The organism is Paraprevotella xylaniphila YIT 11841 (genome assembly GCF_900683745.1).
GTDB lineage: Bacteria > Bacteroidota > Bacteroidia > Bacteroidales > Bacteroidaceae > Paraprevotella > Paraprevotella xylaniphila.
In genome coordinates, this window is sequence record NZ_LR215980.1 from 869450 (window position 1) to 889457 (window position 20008).

At 51.2% G+C, this 20008-nt stretch carries 10 protein-coding genes; 3 read left to right on the forward strand and 7 right to left on the reverse strand.

The genetic code is table 11. The features are described 5' to 3' along the window. The first annotated feature begins 8 nt into the window (after positions 1-8). Positions 9-2498: an alpha-L-arabinofuranosidase C-terminal domain-containing protein gene (locus E0E47_RS03465; RefSeq protein WP_130892895.1), complete on the forward strand. Its 2490-nt coding sequence runs from the start codon at positions 9-11 to the stop codon at positions 2496-2498. A gap of 565 nt (positions 2499-3063) precedes the next feature. Here the strand turns inward: E0E47_RS03465 and E0E47_RS03470 are convergent. Both E0E47_RS03470 and E0E47_RS03475 read right to left on the reverse strand, forming a co-directional pair. After that, positions 3064-3585 (reverse strand): sigma-70 family RNA polymerase sigma factor, encoded by a 522-nt coding sequence (locus E0E47_RS03470; protein ID WP_130892896.1) that lies wholly within the window; start codon positions 3583-3585, stop codon positions 3064-3066. Positions 3586-3668: 83 nt separating this feature from the next. Further along, complete coding sequence (locus tag E0E47_RS03475) at positions 3669-7760, reverse strand: hybrid sensor histidine kinase/response regulator transcription factor (RefSeq protein WP_232038318.1); 4092 nt, start codon at positions 7758-7760, stop codon at positions 3669-3671. A 267-nt stretch (positions 7761-8027) separates the two neighbouring features. Between E0E47_RS03475 and E0E47_RS03480 the strand changes: the two genes are divergently transcribed. Beyond that, positions 8028-10865, forward strand: a complete 2838-nt coding sequence (locus tag E0E47_RS03480) for an alginate lyase family protein (protein ID WP_130892897.1) — start codon at positions 8028-8030, stop codon at positions 10863-10865. 191 nt (positions 10866-11056) lie between these two features. Here E0E47_RS03480 and ppdK read toward each other — a convergent pair whose 3' ends face one another. Beyond that, a complete protein-coding gene (ppdK, locus tag E0E47_RS03485) occupies positions 11057-13777 on the reverse strand; it encodes a pyruvate, phosphate dikinase (RefSeq protein WP_130892898.1) in 2721 nt (906 codons plus the stop codon). Positions 13778-13933: 156 nt separating this feature from the next. On the opposite strand from ppdK, the gene rlmD reads away from it, so the two are divergent. After that, positions 13934-15355, forward strand: a complete 1422-nt coding sequence (gene rlmD, locus E0E47_RS03490) for a 23S rRNA (uracil(1939)-C(5))-methyltransferase RlmD (RefSeq protein ID WP_172604643.1) — start codon at positions 13934-13936, stop codon at positions 15353-15355. Between the two features lie 68 nt (positions 15356-15423). On the opposite strand, the gene E0E47_RS03495 is transcribed toward rlmD, so the two are convergent. Genes E0E47_RS03495 through E0E47_RS03510 form a run of 4 tightly spaced genes read right to left on the reverse strand, consistent with a single transcriptional unit; the run spans position 15424 to position 19971 of the window. Further along, the gene (locus tag E0E47_RS03495; protein ID WP_130892900.1) at positions 15424-16233 is read right to left on the reverse strand and encodes a Cof-type HAD-IIB family hydrolase; all 810 of its coding nucleotides are present in this window, start codon (positions 16231-16233) and stop codon (positions 15424-15426) included. 6 nt (positions 16234-16239) lie between these two features. After that, on the reverse strand, positions 16240-18363 hold the full coding sequence (locus E0E47_RS03500) for a Tex family protein (RefSeq protein ID WP_130892901.1): 2124 nt from the start codon (positions 18361-18363) through the stop codon (positions 16240-16242). Positions 18364-18378: 15 nt separating this feature from the next. Continuing rightward, the gene (locus E0E47_RS03505; RefSeq protein ID WP_008629126.1) at positions 18379-18906 is read right to left on the reverse strand and encodes an FHA domain-containing protein; all 528 of its coding nucleotides are present in this window, start codon (positions 18904-18906) and stop codon (positions 18379-18381) included. A gap of 12 nt (positions 18907-18918) precedes the next feature. Beyond that, positions 18919-19971, reverse strand: a complete 1053-nt coding sequence (locus E0E47_RS03510) for an HU domain-containing protein (RefSeq protein WP_130892902.1) — start codon at positions 19969-19971, stop codon at positions 18919-18921. Positions 19972-20008 lie beyond the last annotated feature (37 nt).

Genomic DNA, 20008 nt, shown 5'->3' on the forward strand with positions numbered 1-20008 from the left:
CAGTCAACATGAATTTTAATAATATTTATTTAAGTATTGCTTTTGTCAATCTTTTTGTTGTCCCTACGTGGGCGGCACAACCGGACTCCGTGTATGTTTTTCCGTATCCTACGGTGAACGACAACGGGCGGCGCGGCATGCAACTTGTATGGAGCACGGATCGCGAGCAATGGCACGACGTGGCCGAAGGCATGGTGTTCCTGAAATGCGACTTCGGTCCTTGGAAACATGTGTACCGCCCGCAGTTGGTACAGGATCGGACGGACGGGCGGTGGCATTGCTTCTGGGATTTGACCCCGGACGGCAGCGCGATGGGCAGTTCTTCTTCAACAGACTTGATACGGTGGAAACCTCAAGAGTTTTTCATGGCAGACGAGAAATCGCGCCATGAGGTGAAAAACGCACGTATGCCGGTGGCAGACACCGTGCAAGTGGGCGACAAGACTATCGCGGGATTTGCACTGAAGGTGCCGTACGGCATAGTGGAAGGATTGGAACGGCATGGCGTATATCGTTCTGCCCTCAACGCCCAACGCGGGGAACGTGCAGAACATGACGCGGCCCGGTTTGCCGGACTGCAAACGGTTAGTGCGCGGATTACCGTGGACGAAGGCCGGGCAAAGCCCATCAGTGAGGACTTGATTGGTGTGTTCTTTGAAGACTTGAATTATGCAGCCGACGGCGGACTGTATGCCGAACTGGTGCAGAACCGGGATTTCGAGTACTCCGAAACCGATGGTAACAAGGACAAGAGCTGGAACAGCCGCTACGCATGGAGCGTGGAAGGCAAGGGCATGACATTTGACGTGTCCACGGAACAGCCCGTTCATCCCAACAATCCCCATTACGCCGTGCTCGACGTGGCGCAGCCCGGCGGCAGCTTCACAAATACGGGATTCGACGGCATTGCGGTGAAGGAAGGCGAGAAGTACGACTTTTCGCTTTTTACCTGTACACCTGACGGCAAGGGAGGCGGAAAGTCCGTGGTACGTCTGGTCGACCCACAGGGAAAGACCGTGGCCGAGACCACCGTCAAGTTGTCCTCCAAAACCTGGAAAAAACGGGAAGCCGTGCTGAAAGCCACGGCCACCGTCGCTCAGGCCCGGCTCGTCATCATCCCGCAGTCTGCCGGACGGTATGCCCTCGACATGATTTCATTGTTCCCGCAAAAGACGTTCAAGGGACGGAAGAACGGGTTGCGTGCCGACCTGGCTCAGGCCATTGCCGACATCCGTCCGCGCTTCGTCCGCTTCCCCGGTGGATGCTTGGCCCATGGGGACGGGGTGGACAACATCTATCATTGGAAAGAAACCATCGGCCCGTTGGAAGCCCGCAAGCCTGCGGCCAACATCTGGCGCTACCACCAGACGCGCGGTTTGGGCTACTTCGAGTATTTCCAGTTCTGCGAGGACATCGGTGCCGAACCGTTACCGGTCGTGGCGGCAGGCGTGCCCTGCCAGAACTCAGGCATCGGAGGGCCGAGCCATCATTCCAAGGACATTGTGACGAGCCTTGGACAGCAGGGCGGTATCCCGATGGAAGAGATGGGGCAATATGTGCAGGACGTGTTGGACTTGATAGAATACGCCAACGGCGATGTCAAGACCACACGATGGGGACGCGAACGGGCCAAGGCCGGACATCCCGAACCGTTCAACCTGAAATATATAGGTTTGGGCAACGAAGACCTCATCAGCCGCGTGTTTACGGAACGGTTTACGATGATTTATGAGGCCATCCGGGAGAAATATCCCGAAATCACGGTCATCGGTACGACGGGACCTTTCAGCGAAGGCACGGACTATGAGGAAGGATGGGCTTTGGCCGACCGCTTGAAGTTGCCCATGGTGGACGAGCATAATTACAACACGCCGGGATGGTTCATTTACAACCAAGATTACTACGACCACTACGACCGCAACAAGTCCAAGGTCTATCTGGGAGAGTATGCGGCCCATGCCCCGGGACGGCCGAGCAATATCGAAACGGCCTTGGCGGCTGCCTTGTTCCTGACTTCGGTGGAGCGCAACGGCGATGTGGTGAGCATGACATCATACGCTCCGCTCTTGGCCAAGGAGGGGCATACGCAGTGGAGGCCGGACTTGATTTACTTCAACAACACGGAAGTGAAACCCACTGTGGACTACTACGTGCAAAAGATGTACGGGCAGAACGCCGGAAGCGAATACCTGCCCTCCACGCTGACGGTGGACAACCGGAGGCATGATGTGCGCAGCCGCGTGGGCGTTTCCGTGGTGAAAGACGGCGAAAGCGGTGACCTTGTCGTGAAATTGGTGAACCTGCTTCCGGTGGCGGTCAAGGCGGATGTGGAAATCCCGTCGTTGGCAGGTCGGCAAGCCGAGGGGCAGCGGACAGTCCTTGCGGGCCGTCCGTCCGATACGGATGCCGTACCGGTGGAAAGCGCAATGGAAATAGGGGAGAAGTTCCCCTACGAAATGCCGGCCTATTCCTTCACGGTTATCAGGATAAAACGTTGACTTTTGTCAATCTGTCACTTCCACCCTCATGAGAATAGCGTATTTGCCCTTAGGCTCTAAGCCGGAAACAAATACGCTATTCTCGTGAGGATGGAATTTTAATATTTTGTAAGCATAGACTTGTTTTCACATTCTTTTTGTCCGGCTACAAGGAATGAAGTACGGAAGAAAACAGTTGGCCTGTTAGCCGGACGCGAATCTCCGGAACATTCTGATTCCGTTTTTGCGAGACGTATTTTCTTCAGTTAGCGTCTGAAGAACCCCTCAAAGGGCATTTTCCAACCGTTTTCAGCCTCCGGATTCCCCTTTTGGAAGAGTATGGATGCACAATATGCTGAGAATGAAAAATCGCTTTCAGCCGAACGATTTACCGTTCGGCTGAGAAAAAAGCACGAATATGCAGGATTTATGCCATAATATTGTATTTATACCGTATAAATATGCGGAAAAAAGACCTGAAAAGTCCTTTTTCCCTTCTTCTTGAAATAGGAGGATTCCGGAAAAACTGTCTTTTTGATAGCTTAAAGTCCTCTAAAACGTACAAATGTAAGTTTCTCCATACGCTTCACCCATATCTGAAGTATTCCTTTCGCAACTGCGCCTTAATATCCTTGCGCGCCAACAAGATATGCTGTTCCACCGTACGCTTGGAGACAGACAATTCACGGGCTATCTCGGAAAGGGTGAGGTTTTCAAAAAAAGACAGGCAATACACCTTACGCCGCTTTTCCGGCAGGGCAAACACCAAACGGTCGAACATCAGTTTCAATTCCTTGAAAGAGACTTTTTCCTCCGTCGTGTCTTGCAGGGACTCTTGCGTGTAAAGCAGTTCGCCATACACGTCATCTTCCTTGCGGTATCTTCGCTGTCGGTCGGTTATCAGGTTACGTGCCGTCTTGTACGTCAAAGTCAGTACGGCCTCAGGATGTATGAAGTCCTTGTGGCTCCATAATCTTTCAAACACATCCTGCACCAAGTCTTCCGCCTCGTCGGGGCGGTCGATGCGGGATGCGATATAATGCTTCAAAGCCTCCTTTTGCCGTACGTAACACGCGGCCAGTCCTTTTTCGTCGTTTTTTGCTTCCATGGCACATCGTTTGATTTCTACCACAAAAGTAGCCTAACGGCAGGCGAGGGGATGGGATGATTTCATCCGATTGTTACGTCATTTTACGCCTTTCCTTCTTTTTCCCTGAACTGTGTCGGTGTCATGCCGAACTCTTCCTTGAAATGCAGGTTGAAATACTTGATGGTGTTGAATCCCGTGAGGTCGGCTATCTCATTCACGCTGCATCCGGTGGTCTTCAACAGTTGGGCTGCCCGTTTCAATCGGACGGAGCGGATGAACTGCAAGGGGGTCATGCCTACGATAGACTGTACCTTGCGGTTCAACTGGGTCTTGCTCATCCCCACGTCCAAGCTCAGGTCGCCTATGGAATATTCCGGATTGCTGATGTTCTTCTTGACGGACTCCAATGCCTTTTCCATCAGCTTCTCGTCTACCGGAGTCGTGGTGATGGCCTCGAAAGACACGTCGATGGACTTGCGGAACATCTTTTGCCGCCGTTCTTTCTGCTCGATGAGTTGGCGGATGCGCACTTGCAGCATTTCCCAGTTGAACGGTTTCGAGATATAAGAATCCGCCCCTGCTTCGTATCCCCCGATGCGCGAATCATCGGAGCTGCGGGCCGTAAGCAGGATGAACGGGATATGTGAGGTCTGTATGTCGCCTTTCAGCCTGCGGCACAGTTCCATGCCGTCCATGCGGGGCATCATCAGGTCGGACACAATCAAGTCCGGCAACTCCGTCCGTGCCGCCTGTTCGCCCTCCACGCCGTCTCGCGCTTCCACCACACAAAAGTCCTTTTGCAGTTGCTCCACCAGGAAATGACGGAATTCGTCGTGGTCCTCCACCACCAGAATCTTCTTCCTTCCCGTCTCCGTGGGCGGCATGTCGTGGATTTCGCTCTCTTCGTCCCGGTATTCCGCCTTTTCTTCTGCCGCAGGTGCCGCCCCTCCGCCATGCAGGTCGGTCGGGATATACAGGGTGAAGGCCGTGCCTTCTCCCGTCCGACTTTCCACCGTGACCTTTCCTTCATGCAGTTTGGCGTACTCGCGCACCAGATGGAGACCTATGCCGCTGCCTTGCCCGGCCGGTTGTCCCTCCGTGGCTGTCTGATAGAAACGGTCGAAAACGAAGGGCAAATCCTTTTCCGCAATACCGCATCCGGTGTCTTCCACCCTGACCGCCGCATACGGCCGTCCGTCTTCCGATACCTTCTCCAGCGTGACCCGTACCTGTCCGTGCGCGGAGGTGAATTTGAAGGCATTGGAAAGCAGGTTGTTGAGCATCTTATACATCTTGTCGGAATCGTAATTCATGAAAAGACGTTCCACCTTAGGCTCGAAGGAAAGTTCTATCTCACGGCTTGCCGCCAAGTCGGTGAACTGCCTGACAGCTTCTTCCAAGAAAAAGACCATGTCGTTCATCTTCAACCTGAGACGCTCGCCCTTCATTTCCAATTTACGGAAATCGAGCAACTGGTTCACCAGACTGAGCAGACGGCGCGCATTATTGTAAATAGGTTCCAACTTCTTTTTCAGCTCCGGTTCGCCCGTATCGTGGATGAGTGCCCCCAAAGGCGTAAGAATCAAGGTGAGGGGAGTGCGGAACTCATGGCTGATGTTCGTGAAGAAGCGGAACTTCATCTGGTCGAGCTCTTCGCGCTGTTTCCGTTCGTTAGCTTCTTGAGCCATCCGGATTTTGAGCTGTGCCCGCCTCCGGAACCTTCTCCACGACCAAACCATCAAACCGGCAGCCAGCACGACGTACACCGCGATGGCCCATGCCGTCGCCCAGAACGGGGGCGCAATGACGATGGTGATTTCGGCCGGTGTCTTCCCCCAAATCTTGTCTCCGTTGGCGGTATAGGCCACGAATTTGTACTCACCGGGCTGCAATCCGGTATAGGTGGCGCGTCCGCTCCCGTTGGCCACCACTTCGTTCCACTCTTTGTCGTAGTTCATCAGTTTATACTTATAGTAAGTGTGCGAAGGGTTGACGTAATTCAGACCTGAAAATTCTATCATAATGAAGTTTTCGTCGTGACGGAGCCGGACTTCTGAAGTTTGGTCTGCGGTCTGTGTCAGAATCACATGCCCGTTGTACGTTTCGTTCACTTTCAACGGGTGGTTGAACAGATAGAAACGGGTGAAGACGGGATGGTTGTCGCTCCGGTCGTACCGGATTTCCGAAGGATTGAAATAATTGAATCCATGCGCTCCACCGAAAAACAAGAGGCCTGAGCGGGTTTTCAAAGCCGCATTCTCATAAAACTTTCCGCCTTGCAACCCGTCGGTTTCCCCATAACTCACCACGGAAAAACCTTTGCCGCTACGGTCATCACGGGATGCGATTTTGCAAAGCCCGTTCAACGTGGATGCCCATACCGTCCCTTCGTTGTCCTCCAACAAAGCCGTGACGGCATTGTTGGGCAATCCGTCGGACTCGGTCAGTACCGTGGCCTCCTTGTGGCGAGGGTCAAACACCAAGATGCCGTCTTCCGTCCCGAACCATTCCACGCCGTGGCGGTCTTTCAGCATGCAGAAATATTTGGTGTCGGCATACCGCTGTTCTTTCAGAAAGTCCGGAATCCACACGCTGTCTTTCTGCGTGTCGTAATAGTAGATGCCGCTGTTGCCCAAAGCGGCGAACGTATGGCCGTCCACCGGATAGAAGGCATGAACCACGGCGTATGAACGGAGTTCGGGATGACGGTCGTGCAACATATAGGCAATCTTTCCCGTGGCCGGATCGAAACGTCCGACCCCGCCGGTCACACTGGCCCAATAACGGCCTTCGCTGTCTTCGTACAAAGCACGGGATATGTTCTGGTTAGGGTCTTGTTCCCAATTCACCGTAGAACGGAGAAGGTTGCGGACCTGTCCGTCCTCAATGCAATAAAAACCGTGTAGGAAGGTGCCCACCCATATACGTCCGCCCTTGTCCTTAAAGACGGAAAGGCAAATGTCATTCGGTTCGGCCTTGAACATTTGCTCCATTTCACCGGTGGACGGACGGAAACGGAAGAGTCCGAAGGCACCTCCGACAAGTATATTCCCGTCGACATCCTCCAAAAAGCACCGGATGCTCTCGTTGGTAACGGACGAATACCGCTTCACCGTGTGGCCGAGAGAGAACTTCTGCATGCTGGGATGGTAATAACACAAACCCTGAAAGAGGGTGCCCACCCATATACCCCCGTTCCGGTCGGAAAATACCGTATAAATATCGTTTTCCAATGTCCCGCCGTCGGTCAGTTCCAATGTCGGGAGCGTGGTCACCTTGAACGTCCGGGCATCGATGATACGGAGGCCGGATTTGGACGTGCCGACCCATACGTTGCCGTCCTTGTCCAAATCCATGCACGTGAAGAAATTGGAAAGACCACTGATGCCGCACGCCTCCCTCCAGGTACGTTCCATACGGTTGTAGAAAAACAGCCCGTTATTATACATCAGCCAGATGTTTCCTTGGGCATCCGGATGCAAGTATATGCGGTCGGTAAGCTGGTTGATGACATGCAGGAAACGTGTCTCTTGCGATACAAACTCGGCCGAAGAGTAGTCCCAGTAGCGAATCAGTCCGCTTTCATATACAATCCAACAGAGGTTCTTGTATTGCGTCATTTCCACCGGAACACCGTATTTCCGGGTAAATTCACTGCCACCATCCTCAATGGTGCGCAAACGCCCCTGTTCCACGTCGTAGAAGGAGACGGTATTGTCTTCGGTCACGAACCAATAATTCTTGTAATCGTCTACGAACAGGTTCTTCAGCCGCCGGTTTATCCCCATGGACGCCAATACCTCGGAGACGGAATAATCATATTGCCCGCTCTTCATGTCGAGCAAAAGCAGGTAGCCCAACTCTTTGAGCCACATCCGTCCTTCGCGGTCGTAATACTCTTTGGGCGGACGGTCGTATGCCCAAGTGTATTTACGCTGCTTGTCGTACGGGAACCGATCGAACGTGGCACCGTTGTAAATGTTCAGGATGAAACCGGTCTTGATGGCGATACAACCTTCTTCCGTCATCGTCAGGCTGCGGATCTGTCCGTCCGAAAGTCCGTCCGAAGCATCGATAAGGCGGAATTTGTATTGACGGTCTTGTGCGTAGAGGCACGAGGCAAAAAACAGGAACAGTGTCGGAACGATGAACCATAAGGCTTGGAAATTGACTTTTAGTTTTACGGTATCCATGGTTTTTCTTTCAAATAACGAATGATGATTAGACAAAGATAGGCAATCGGCATCATTTGACGTAGGATATTTTGGTTCAAAATATAGGTCGTTTTGTTGCATCGTACTGAATCAGCCGTCTTTTTCGGACATTTTCCCATACGCCGTGGCTGAAAATCAGCCTTCAGTAGCATTTGGTTCAGAACGACGTAAAAGATGCTTTTTTTCATCCGCCCCCGTACGGTATTTACCTGCTAACTTTGCCGCTGTCCATCAAAAACATTTACCATGAAGAAAAGATACTTGATAGTCGTGACGCTGTGCAGTTCGTTATGGCTGAATGCACAAAACTTCATCCATCCCGGCATGTTGCATACGCAGGCCGACCTGGACCGGACAAAAGCCAAGGTAGAAGCCGGCGAGGAGCCTTGGGCTTCCGCTTACAGGAAACTGCAGACCAGCCCGCATGTCAATTTGGACTGGAAGGCTGCTCCGGTCGAGAAAATCGTACGCGGAGGCCGGACGATTTGGGAACCCGACCCGGACAATTACCAGTTGGCTTACCGGGATGCCGCCACAGCTTACCAATGTGCGTTGGTCTGGCACATATCCGGCAATAAGGCGTATGCGGACAAGTCCGTCCAAATCCTTAATGCTTGGGCCAAGACCTGCAAGAAGGTGAGCGGAGACACGAATGCCTGTCTGGCATACGGGCTGTATGGCTACCAGTTTGCCAACGCTGCCGAACTGATGCGAGACTATCCGGGATGGGACGACACGGACTTCGGACGATTCAAAGAATGGATGCTGAAAGTGTGGTACCACGGGGTAATCGGTTTCCTGCAAGGACGCAACGGGACACAAGACGACCATTATTGGTCGAATTGGGGCTTGTGCAACGTGCTGTGTGCGATGAGCATCGGTATCTTGTGCGACGATGTCTTCATCTACAACCAAGCTACGGAGTATTATAAGTATATGGAAGACCACCGTTATGGCGAATCGCTGCATCATTTGGTCTGGAAACTTCATCCGGACGAACGCGGCCCTTTCGGCTATTTCGGGCAGATGCAGGAATCCAACCGCGACCAAGGGCATGCCGCCATGGCGCTTGCGTTGGCCGCAGACCTTTGCGGCACGGGGCGAAACCAAGGCGATGACTTTTATGCCCTGAAGGACGACCGTATCGTATGTGGGTTTGAATACGTCAACGCCTATAATTCCGGAGTGGACGACTTGCCGAACAGTCCTTATACGAATTGCGACGGGACTTTCATGAGAATGGGAGACGGAGGACGGGGAACCAACCGTCCGGCTCAAGCCCGTATCGTGAATTACTATGAAAACATACGGGGCATAGAGGTGCCTTACTCCAGAAAGATGCTCGAAATGAACGAAAACGGTATAGACGCAGGAGGCGGATTCGGCGGAGGGAACAGCGGCGGATACGACCATTTGGGTTTCAGTACCCTGATGTGTACGCTCGACCCGTTGGAGGACAAGACTAAAGTCCCCACGGTCCTGAGTGGAAAAATCGCGTATGAAGGCCGTGAAATCAACCGGCCTGACGTGAACTGTATTCCCAAAGGGGCGACCGTGACCCTGACGGCCCTATTGCCGGACGGAGAAACGGATACCGGCAAATGGGCATGGGACGATGAGCCGTCATGCACTTCGGCCACACGTGACATCGTGCTGGACACTTCGCGTACCTTCCGTGTGCATTACACCAACGAAAAAGGCGTGAGCAACACGCAGTTGTTCGCCCTTCATGTGGAAGGGGAGGGATGGACCGGTAACTTTACTCCTTATTATAAAATGAACGGCACGACGGGAACAGACACGTTGATTTACGTGAGGAAATATGATGAACAGACATTTGGGATGGAGTATATCGATACGCCCGTGCGTGAATGGAAGTGGGAAAAAAGTACCAATGGGCAGAATTGGAATGCACTGAGCCACAACGAAAATCTGATGACGCTGCCGAGCGTTTCATCGAATGCTTATTACCGGGTAACAATGACCAATCAGGCCGGTGCCCGATTACAACAAACGTTCCGCGTGGAGGTGTCGGAAATAGACCCGTTCATTGCGTATGGCGACGATAAAAACTATAGCGGGACGACCTTGGCCGTGCCACGCCACACAGCCGTGTCTTTGTACGCCTCGCCGAACTCCCTGCTCGCCCAGTCTGCCAACTCCACGCGCATTTACAAGTGGATACTCGACAAAGACACCATACAAGCCGACACATTGACTTTCCACCTGAACGATTTGGGCGGAAAAGTGGCCGACCTGAACGATACCTTGTGTGTCGGAGTGTTGGACACCTGCATGGAATACACGTTGATGTTCCACCGCGTTTCACAAACAGGCTCGAAAACCGAAACCGTTTTGCATTTCAACCTGCCTGTATATGAGATCAATACGCTCGAACCGCAAGTAAAAGACAGTTTTTATATTAAAGACCCGCAAACCGGGCGGTACTTGAGGAATACGGATGCCACGTTCACCGGTCTGGACGAAACCGACGACCGCTCTTTTTTGTGGAGGATACGTCCCATGCCGCTTTATGGCGACCGTTACATGTTTGTCAGCCAAACGGATAACAATAAACATTTGTCTGACGAAGGGACACTGACTACAAAGAACGATTATTCCAAACATTCCTTCAATCTCTTCCGCAAATATTCGGATGAAGACCTGTACGCCATCGGTCTTTCTTCTTCCGCAGGCTCAGGTTTTCTCGAAACCGATGCCGGCAATCCGGCTTTAAGCGTAACGACGAGAAGCGTGTTTTCAGAATTTCCTTTCGCCATCATCCGAAAAGTACAACCGGACGACCCTGATGGCATCAAAGACCGTCGGAACGAAACAGAGTATACCATAAATCCCATCGTCAGCTATTCCTGCCACGGACAGGAGTTGTACCTGAAGAGCAAAGAAGCCGGGATATTACGTATCTATTCGTTATCCGGTGTGCTTCTGCAAACGGAGACCTGCGGAATGGGGGACAATCATATACGTCTCACCTCTCGGAACAAAGGGATATGTATCGGATTATACGCTACTTCTACGGGCAAACGCCAGTCCATTAAAATTACAAGAAATAGCGTCATATAGAAAAATTGTTCATAAGTTGTCCGCATCAAACTGATACGGTAGGTATGAGTTTTTCCCCTAAGGTAGAGATTGTTTTCAGATAATAATGACAAAAAACGACCGATTCCCTTATGAACATATATAAAGAAAGAGACCTGCGCAATGGATGCGCAGGTCTCTTTCTTTATGTATTGCAATCAAACGGATTCGAATCATTCTTCAATGGCCGCCTGCGCCGCAGCAAGACGGGCGATAGGCACGCGGAAAGGAGAACAAGAAGCATAGTCCATTCCTATCTTAGCGCAGAATTTCACAGAAGAAGGTTCACCGCCATGCTCTCCGCAAATGCCGGTACGGATATTCGGGCGTACGCTACGTCCCTTTTCCACTGCCATCTTAATGAGTTGGCCTACACCGTTCTGGTCCAACACTTGGAAGGGATCCACCGCCAGAATCTTCTTTTCCAGATACACCGGCAAGAAACTGGCAATATCATCACGCGAGTAACCGAATGTCATCTGTGTCAAATCGTTCGTTCCGAAAGAGAAGTACTCGGCTTCCGAAGCGATACGGTTGGCTGTCAGGGCCGCACGAGGAGTCTCTATCATAGTGCCGATTTCAAACTCCACTTCGATACCCTCTTCGGCGAAAACTTCCTTAGCCGTAGCCAAAATGACTTCTTTCTGCTGTTTCAATTCGTAAAGAATACCTACCAACGGTACCATGATTTCTGGTTTCGGGTCCTTACCTTCTTTCTTCAACTCGCAGGCTGCACCCAAAATGGCACGGGTCTGCATTTCGGTTATTTCCGGGAAAGTAATCCCCAAACGGCACCCACGATGACCCAACATCGGATTGTTCTCGGCAAGGCTTTCCACACGTTTCTGGATTTCTTCCACACTGACACCCATCTCATCGGCCATCTTCTGTTGTCCCTTCAAGTCATGGGGGACAAATTCATGGAGTGGGGGGTCGAGCAAACGAATGTTCACCGGACAGCCATCCATAGCTTCAAGAATACCCTTAAAGTCGCTCTTCTGATAAGGAAGCAGTTTGGCCAAAGCTTTTTTACGGCCTTCCACGCTATCGGCCAGAATCATCTCACGCATGGCCACAATCTTCTGGTCTTCAAAGAACATGTGTTCCGTACGGGTCAAACCGATACCCTTTGCTCCGAAAGAACGAGCCACTTGTGCATCGTGGGGCGTGTCGGCATTCGTCCGTACCTGAAGCTTCGTATATTTGTCACACAAATCCATCAGAGCCTTAAAGTCACCAGACAGCTCAGCCGCTTTCGTCGGTATTTCTCCGGCATAAACTTGTCCCGTAGAACCGTTCAAGGAGATGTAATCACCTTCTTTATATACAACGCCTTCAATCTCCACAGTCTTGTTCTTGTAGTTCACATTGATGGCACCGGCACCGGACACACAACATTTACCCATACCACGAGCTACCACAGCAGCATGGGAGGTCATGCCTCCACGGGCGGTGAGGATACCTTCGGCTGCCGACATGCCGGCCAAATCTTCGGGAGAGGTCTCGATACGTACCATAACCACCCGATGGCCGTCCTCACGCCATTTCTGGGCATCGTCTGCGTGGAACACGATTTGTCCGCATGCCGCACCCGGAGAAGCCGGCAAACCTTGCGTAATCACCTTGGCTTTCTTCAACGCATCCTTATCGAACACAGGATGGAGAAGCTCATCCAGTTTTTGAGGTTCACAACGTTTCAATGCCGTTTTTTCGTCTATCAATCCTTCACGTACCAAGTCCATGGCAATCTTCACCATGGCCGTACCGGTACGTTTGCCGTTGCGCGTCTGCAAGAACCAAAGTTTGCCTTCCTGGACCGTGAACTCCATATCCTGCATATCGCGATAGTGGTTTTCCAATTTAGCCTGAATGGCATCAAGTTCTTTATAAATCTCAGGCATAGCCTCTTCCATCGAAGGATATTTGGCAGCACGTTCCTCTTCCGAGATACCTTGCAGGGCAGCCCAACGGCGTGAACCTTCTATCGTAATTTGCTGAGGTGTACGGATTCCAGCCACAACATCCTCACCTTGTGCATTCACAAGATACTCACCGTTGAACAGATTCTCACCCGTTGCGGCATCGCGGCTAAAACAAACACCCGTAGCCGACGTCTCGCCCATATTGCCGAATACCATAGCCATGACAGAAACAGCCGTACCCCATTCGTCGGGTATGCCCTCCATCTTACGGTAAAGGATAGCACGTTCGTTCATCCAACTGCGGAATACGGCGCAGATGGCTCCCCAGAGTTGCTCCATCGGGTCGGTAGGGAAGTCGTTTCCGGTCCGTTCCTTGATAGCTTTCTTAAAACGAGCCACCAAATCTTTCAACTCATCCACCGACAAATCCTTGTCCAACTCTATCCCGCGAATGGCTTTCACTTCGTCTATGATGGCTTCGAACGGGTCGATATCCTCCTTATTCACCGGTTTCATACCCAACACTACGTCACCGTACATCTGAACAAAACGGCGGTAAGAATCGTACACGAAATGAGGATTGCCCGTCTTGCGCACCATTCCTTCGGCTACTTCATCATTCAAGCCCAAGTTAAGAATGGTGTCCATCATTCCCGGCATGGAAGCCCGGGCACCGGAACGAACCGAAACCAACAACGGATCCTCAGTGCTTCCGAACTTACTGTTCATCAGGTTTTCTACATGGGCTACCGCAGCATTGACCTCAGCTTGGAGTATTTCTACGATTTTCTCTTGCCCTACCTCATAGTATTCATTGCAAACATCAGTTGCAATAGTAAAACCGGGAGGCACAGGTATGCCGATAAGATTCATTTCGGCGAGATTAGCACCTTTGCCACCAAGTCTCTCTCTCATCTGGGCATTGCCCTCAGCCTGCCCGTTTCCAAAAGTATAAACTCTTTTTTCACTCATTTTTCAAAGTTTGTTTTTGAATTAGTTAACAAAATAAATTAATGCAAAACTACTCAAAAAAAATGGGCTGCAAAAGGAAAAACAAGAAAAAATGCAAAAAAAATGCTACTTTTGTTCCCTGAAATCAAAATAAGAAACCCAATAAACTCATCGGATATGACCCGAAAAAGAAAAGAATTCCCTATATTAGAGAATATTACAATTACGGATGTGGCAGCCGAGGGCAAAGCTCTGGCCCGTGTGGACGACATGGTAGTTTTCGTTCCCTTTGTCGTTCCCGGAGATGTGGTCGACCTGAAAATCCAAAAGAAAAAACATCATTATTGCGAAGCGACAGCCGTAAAGTTCCACCAATACTCTCCATTTCGGGCCGTACCTTTCTGCCCGCATTTCGGAGTTTGCGGCGGTTGCAAGTGGCAGTGTCTCCCATATAAAGAGCAGCTCAAATACAAGCAACAGCAAGTTTTGGATAACCTTACCCGCATCGGTAAGGTAGAACTCAACGGCATACAACCTATATTGGGTTCCGTGAAAACGGAAGAATACCGAAACAAGTTGGAATTCGGCTTTTCAAACAAGAGATGGCTGACACCGGAAGAAATAGCGTCCGGAAACGCATATCCGCAGAACGGAGCCGTAGGATTCCACACCTGCGGTTCGTTCGACAAGATATTACCCATCGAACAATGTCGTCTGATGGACGATATCAATAACCGCATCCGTAACGCCATCCGTGACTACGGATACGAGCATCGGTTGACATTCCACGATCAGCGGGAACATGCCGGATTATTGCGTAACATGATGATCCGCAATTCCAATACGGGCGAATTGATGCTTCTTATGCAGTTCTGCATCACCAACGATACGGAAAAAGCGCAGGCCGAGGCATTGATGGGTTATCTGGCCGAAACATTCCCGGAGATTACCTCTTTATTATACGTAAACAACCTCAAATATAATGATACGATAGGAGACTTGGATGTCATCACGTTTAGGGGAAACGACCACATTTACCTGCAGATGGAAAATCTGAGGTTCAAGGTCGGTCCGAAAAGTTTCTACCAGACCAATACCGACCAGGCGTATGAATTATATAAGGTAGCGCGAGACTTTGCAGGCCTCACCGGTACGGAACTGGTTTACGACTTGTATACCGGAACCGGAACCATCGCCAATTTCGTGGCCGGGAAAGCCCGGAAGGTCATCGGAATAGAATATGTGCCCGAAGCCATTGAGGATGCCAAAATCAATTCACAAATCAACGGAATCGGCAATACCCTGTTTTTCGCCGGTGACATGAAGGACATCCTGAACAAGGAATTCATCGCGGCACACGGCCAACCGGACGTAATCATCACGGACCCTCCAAGAGCCGGCATGCACAAAGACGTCATAGAGACCATCCTGTTTGCCGCACCGCATCGCATCGTCTACGTCAGTTGCAATCCGGCCACACAGGCGCGTGACCTGGCTTTGTTGGATTCTCAATACAAAATCATGGGAGTACGCCCCGTGGACATGTTCCCACATACGCAGCACGTGGAAAACGTGGTCATGTTGGAAAGAAGAGCGTAAACACAAAAAATGCAGGAAAGGTTTCAAGTTCCAACCTTCCTGCATTTTCTATGTATCAAGATTCGGAGTTATTCCCAAAAGAACTTCTCCACCACTGCGGCCACACCGTCCTCCTCATTCGAGAGAGTAACATAGTCTGCGGCTTTTTTTACGACATCCTGCGCATTAGCCATGGCTATTCCCAGACCTGCAAACTGTATCATGGATAAGTCGTTGAATCCGTCGCCCACAGCCACCATTTCTTCCGGCTTCATGCCCAACTCGTCCAATAGGACGGCAAGGCTTCGCGCCTTGTCGATACCATTGGGCACCAATTCCAGGAAAAACGGTTCGGAGCGGAATACATTCATCTGCCCTTCCAAATCTTGCTTCATCTTTTGCTCCAGTACGGACAACGGTTCGGGGTCGCCCACAATCAGGCACTTCGGGACAGGGAAATCGAACACTTCCAGGAAATTCGGCACAGTAATACTGGGCATCCTGTTCAGAAAAGCCTCATGCTGCACATACGGATTCCCTGCGTCTTCCGATACGATATACTCGTCCTTATAGCTCAATATTACGAAACCGTTCTTTTTCGCGCATTCATATAAATAAGGATATACTTTCGGGTCGAGTTCATTCTCATACATCATCTTCTTGGTTTTCCAATCAATGATTTGCCCTCCGTTGTAAGACAGGATATAGCCTTCGAAGTCTCCGAGGCGCAATTCTTCGGCCAAAGGGACGATGCCGTAGGTGGGCCGTCCGGAAGCCAACACGATCTTCACGCCTGCTTCCTGTGCCCGGATGAGGGTTTCCCTCGTGTATGCCGTGATTTCTTTTTTCTTGTTCGTCAAGGTTCCGTCCAAATCCAGAACCAAAATCTTGTATTTCATAAATTCTCAGATTTTCAATGATAATGCAATCCGTTTGCGCTCCTTGTCCACTTGCAGCACGCGCACGTTCACCTGTTGGTGAAGCGAAACGACTTCGTTCGGGTCGCTCACATAGCGGTCGGCCAACTGCGAAATATGCACCAAACCTTTCTCGTGCACCCCGATGTCTACGAAACAACCGAAATTCGTAATATTGGAAATGATGCCCGGCAATACCATCCCTTCCTTCAGGTCGTCCATCGTATGCACATTGGGATCGAAAGAAAAGGCCTTTATTTTGCTGCGCGGGTCGCGCCCCGGTTTGTCCAGCTCGCTCATGATGTCGTTCAGCGTAGGAAGGCCGCAATCCTCCGTCGCATACTGTTCCAACGGAATGCTCCGCCGCAATTCCTTGTTGCGGATGAGTTCTTCCACGGAAGCCCCCGCATCCTTGGCCATCCTTTGCACCAAGGCATAACGTTCGGGATGCACGGCTGTATTGTCCAAAGGATTCTCACCTCCCGGAATGCGCAAGAAACCGGCGCACTGCTCAAAGGCTTTCGCCCCCATGCGCTTCACTTTCATCAAATCTCGCCGGGTGGGGAAGGGACCATTTTCCGTGCGGTAGTCCACGATATTCTGCGCCAGTTGCGGTCCCAACCCCGAAACGTAAGTCAATAGTTGGCAACTCGCAGTATTCAAGTTGACTCCCACGGCATTCACGCAAGACTCTACCGTACGGTTCAACGTTTCCCGCAGTTTCGTCTGGTCCACGTCGTGCTGGTATTGCCCGACACCAATGGATTTCGGGTCTATCTTCACCAATTCCGCCAACGGGTCCATCAACCTGCGTCCGATGGAAACGGCACCGCGCACCGTCACGTCATATTCCGGAAATTCCTCACGGGCGATTTTGGAAGCCGAATAGATGGAAGCCCCGTCTTCACTCACCACGAACGCTTCTACCGGACGGTCGAAACGGACAGATTGCACGAAGCTCTCCGTCTCGCGACTGGCCGTACCGTTCCCTATGGCTATGGCCTGTATGTCGTACTGTTCCACTAATTTCTGCAACTTCCGTTGCGCCTGTGCATATTCATTACGCGGAGGGTGGGGGTATACCGCTTCGTTATGCAACAAATTCCCCTGGGCATCCAAGCATACCACCTTGCATCCCGTACGGAATCCGGGGTCTAAGCCCAACACGCGTTTCTGCCCCAAAGGCGGAGCCAAAAGCAGTTGGTGAAGATTTTGCGCGAAGACCCTGATGGCCTCATCATCGGCTTTTTGTTTGGAAGCGGCTGCAAATTCCGTTTCAATGGAAGGTTTAATCAAACGCTTATAACTATCTGTCAATGCGGAAGCTACAAGTTTACTACATTCACCGTTCCCTTTGACGCACAAACGATTCAAGTTCTCTACGCAGGTCTCGTCGTCCGGCGAAATAGCTACCTTCAGGATACCTTCCGCCTCTCCGCGTCGCAAAGCCAACAGGCGATGGGATGAACATCGCTTCAACGGTTCGCTGAAATCAAAATAATCACGGTATTTTGCTCCTTCCTCCTCTTTACCCTTCACCACTTTGGAACTGATGACGGCTCCACGGCGGAACTGTTGGCGCACGGCATTCCGGCAACGTTCGTTCTCGTTGAACTGTTCGGCCAAAATATCCGAAGCCCCAGCCAAAGCCTCGTCCGCATCCTTTACTTGCCCGTTCACATAACGTCCGGCCACTTCGCGTATGTGCGGCTCACGCTGCATGGCGATAATTACGGCCAAGGGCTCCAGTCCTTTCTGCCGGGCAATCTCGGCACGCGTACGACGTTTCGGTTTATAAGGCAAATAGATGTCTTCCAATTCCGTAGCGTCCCAACAAGCCACGATTCTCCGTTTCAGTTCATCGGTCAACTTGTCTTGCGCCTCGATGGAAGCCAATATCGTTTCCTTTCGTTTCCCCGTCTCGACCAATTTGTCATACACTCTTTTGATTTCTCCGATTTGCACTTCATCCAGCCCTCCGGTCATCTCCTTACGGTAACGGCTGATAAAAGGGATGGTAGCCCCTTCCGCTAATAAATCCAAGGTGCGTGCCACTTGTCTTTCGGCAATGGAAAGTGTAGCGGCAACCATCTTGCTCAATTCCGGTTGCATAAAATAAGATAAAAATTATTCTTCACGAGCCGCACGCAATATCAGCGTGGTAGCCCCGATAGTGACTATGCTGCCGTCCTCCAGTCTCACACGGTCATAGTCCGTCAATATGTCATTCATATAAAAAGTGCCGGTATTGCTCGGCGCGTCGCGCAAGGTGTACACCAGACGACCGTTCTTGTCCCGCTTCACATTGATGATGCAATGCTTGGTGTCCACACTGGGGTCTACTGTCTCGATGGGGGTAGAAATGGCAGTCCCTTTCACATACCGTCCGATTACGTTGTCGCCCAACTTCAGCGGAAGCACCTGCTTATAGTGGAAGACGTTCTCCACCACAACGATGCTGCCGTATGCGTCATCGTTCTCGTTCTCGTCCACGGTCTCTTCCTTACGTGTAGCCCTCAATTTGGATACCCCGATACGTATGCCGAACTGCTTGCGGCATTCCGGACATTCGAAAACAAGCGACTGCCCGTCTTCATACTGGGTTTCGTCAAAAGTGATATAATGGTCACATTTAGGACAACGTACTCTTTTCATTCCTTGTATTCCTTACTTGATTTGGTAAACCCATGCGTAAGCAAATTCTTCCGACCGGTCACTCAAAGCGTTCATCTTGGCATGCGCTTCCGCTTCGGATGCAAATCCCGGAAAAACCACACGCACCATATTTCCTTTTTTATATACTTGCGCCTCTTTGTAACCTTCCTTATGAAGCCGTTCGACATACGCTTTCGCGTTCTTTTCCGGTATGGCACTGGCCACCACGACGCAAAAACCGCTTTCCACTGCCACCGAAACAGCCGCCTTTTGGACGGTTTCCGGTTGGACAGCAGCCGACACCGGACTTTCCACACCCGTTCCTGAACCCTTGACTTGTATTTCTTCCGGCTTGTTGAATGCCTCAGGCACAGTTTCCTGTACCGCAGGCATCCACATCAGGCGAGCAAACTCGGCCTGGCTTGCGGAAGATACCCCCGTGTTCTTGGCATCGGGAGACATCAGGAAAAACAAGAGCACCACGGCAGCCACGGCAGCAATGTTTTGCAGCCACGCCGTCTTCAGCCGGATGGTAATTTCTCCGCGTGCCACAGGTTCGCTTTCGACCGTCACTGTTTCGGGCTTTCTTTCGGGGACTGTACGCGAAACCTCGACGGCCAATGACGCTTCCACCGTTTTTTCCGCCTGCAAAGGTTCGAACAGCAAGGCATCCAAACCATAATAAGCCGGACAGACCGTACCGGCCTGACAAGGTGAAAACTCCACATTGTTCCGTTCGTCCAACATCAATACGCCAATGCTCCCAAGGTCGTACGTACCTGCCTCCCACAATTCCTGTTGCAGGTCACGGATCTGTTCCCCGAGCATGGTTCTCGCTTCGATGTCGGAACAACCGTATGCTTCCACGTATGAACGGACCAACAACCCGTCATCGGCTTTCAGGCGTTCGTTGAACCCCACCGTGCGGATAGGAGGTAAAAACAGATTCTCATCTTCCACGTATTTGGCCGGGGCGTTGCAAGTCACGAATCCCCCGATTTGCGGAACCACCACGCAGTCGTGGTCCAACAACAATATCTCGATATGTTTTACTAACTCTTTCACACTACAAATTTACGGCTTTCCCGTGGACATTGCTAAT

Bases quoted from the DNA above. Each gene is read 5' to 3' on its own strand.
- ppdK (WP_130892898.1), bottom strand. From the start codon at position 13,777: ATGAGTGAAAAAAGAGTTTATACTTTTGGAAACGGGCAGGCTGAGGGC.
- E0E47_RS03475 (WP_232038318.1), bottom strand. From the start codon at position 7,760: ATGGATACCGTAAAACTAAAAGTCAATTTCCAAGCCTTATGGTTCATC.
- E0E47_RS03480 (WP_130892897.1), top strand. From the start codon at position 8,028: ATGAAGAAAAGATACTTGATAGTCGTGACGCTGTGCAGTTCGTTATGG.
- E0E47_RS03495 (WP_130892900.1), bottom strand. From the start codon at position 16,233: ATGAAATACAAGATTTTGGTTCTGGATTTGGACGGAACCTTGACGAAC.
- E0E47_RS03500 (WP_130892901.1), bottom strand. From the start codon at position 18,363: ATGCAACCGGAATTGAGCAAGATGGTTGCCGCTACACTTTCCATTGCC.
- E0E47_RS03470 (WP_130892896.1), bottom strand. From the start codon at position 3,585: ATGGAAGCAAAAAACGACGAAAAAGGACTGGCCGCGTGTTACGTACGG.
- E0E47_RS03505 (WP_008629126.1), bottom strand. From the start codon at position 18,906: ATGAAAAGAGTACGTTGTCCTAAATGTGACCATTATATCACTTTTGAC.
- rlmD (WP_172604643.1), top strand. From the start codon at position 13,934: ATGACCCGAAAAAGAAAAGAATTCCCTATATTAGAGAATATTACAATT.
- E0E47_RS03465 (WP_130892895.1), top strand. From the start codon at position 9: ATGAATTTTAATAATATTTATTTAAGTATTGCTTTTGTCAATCTTTTT.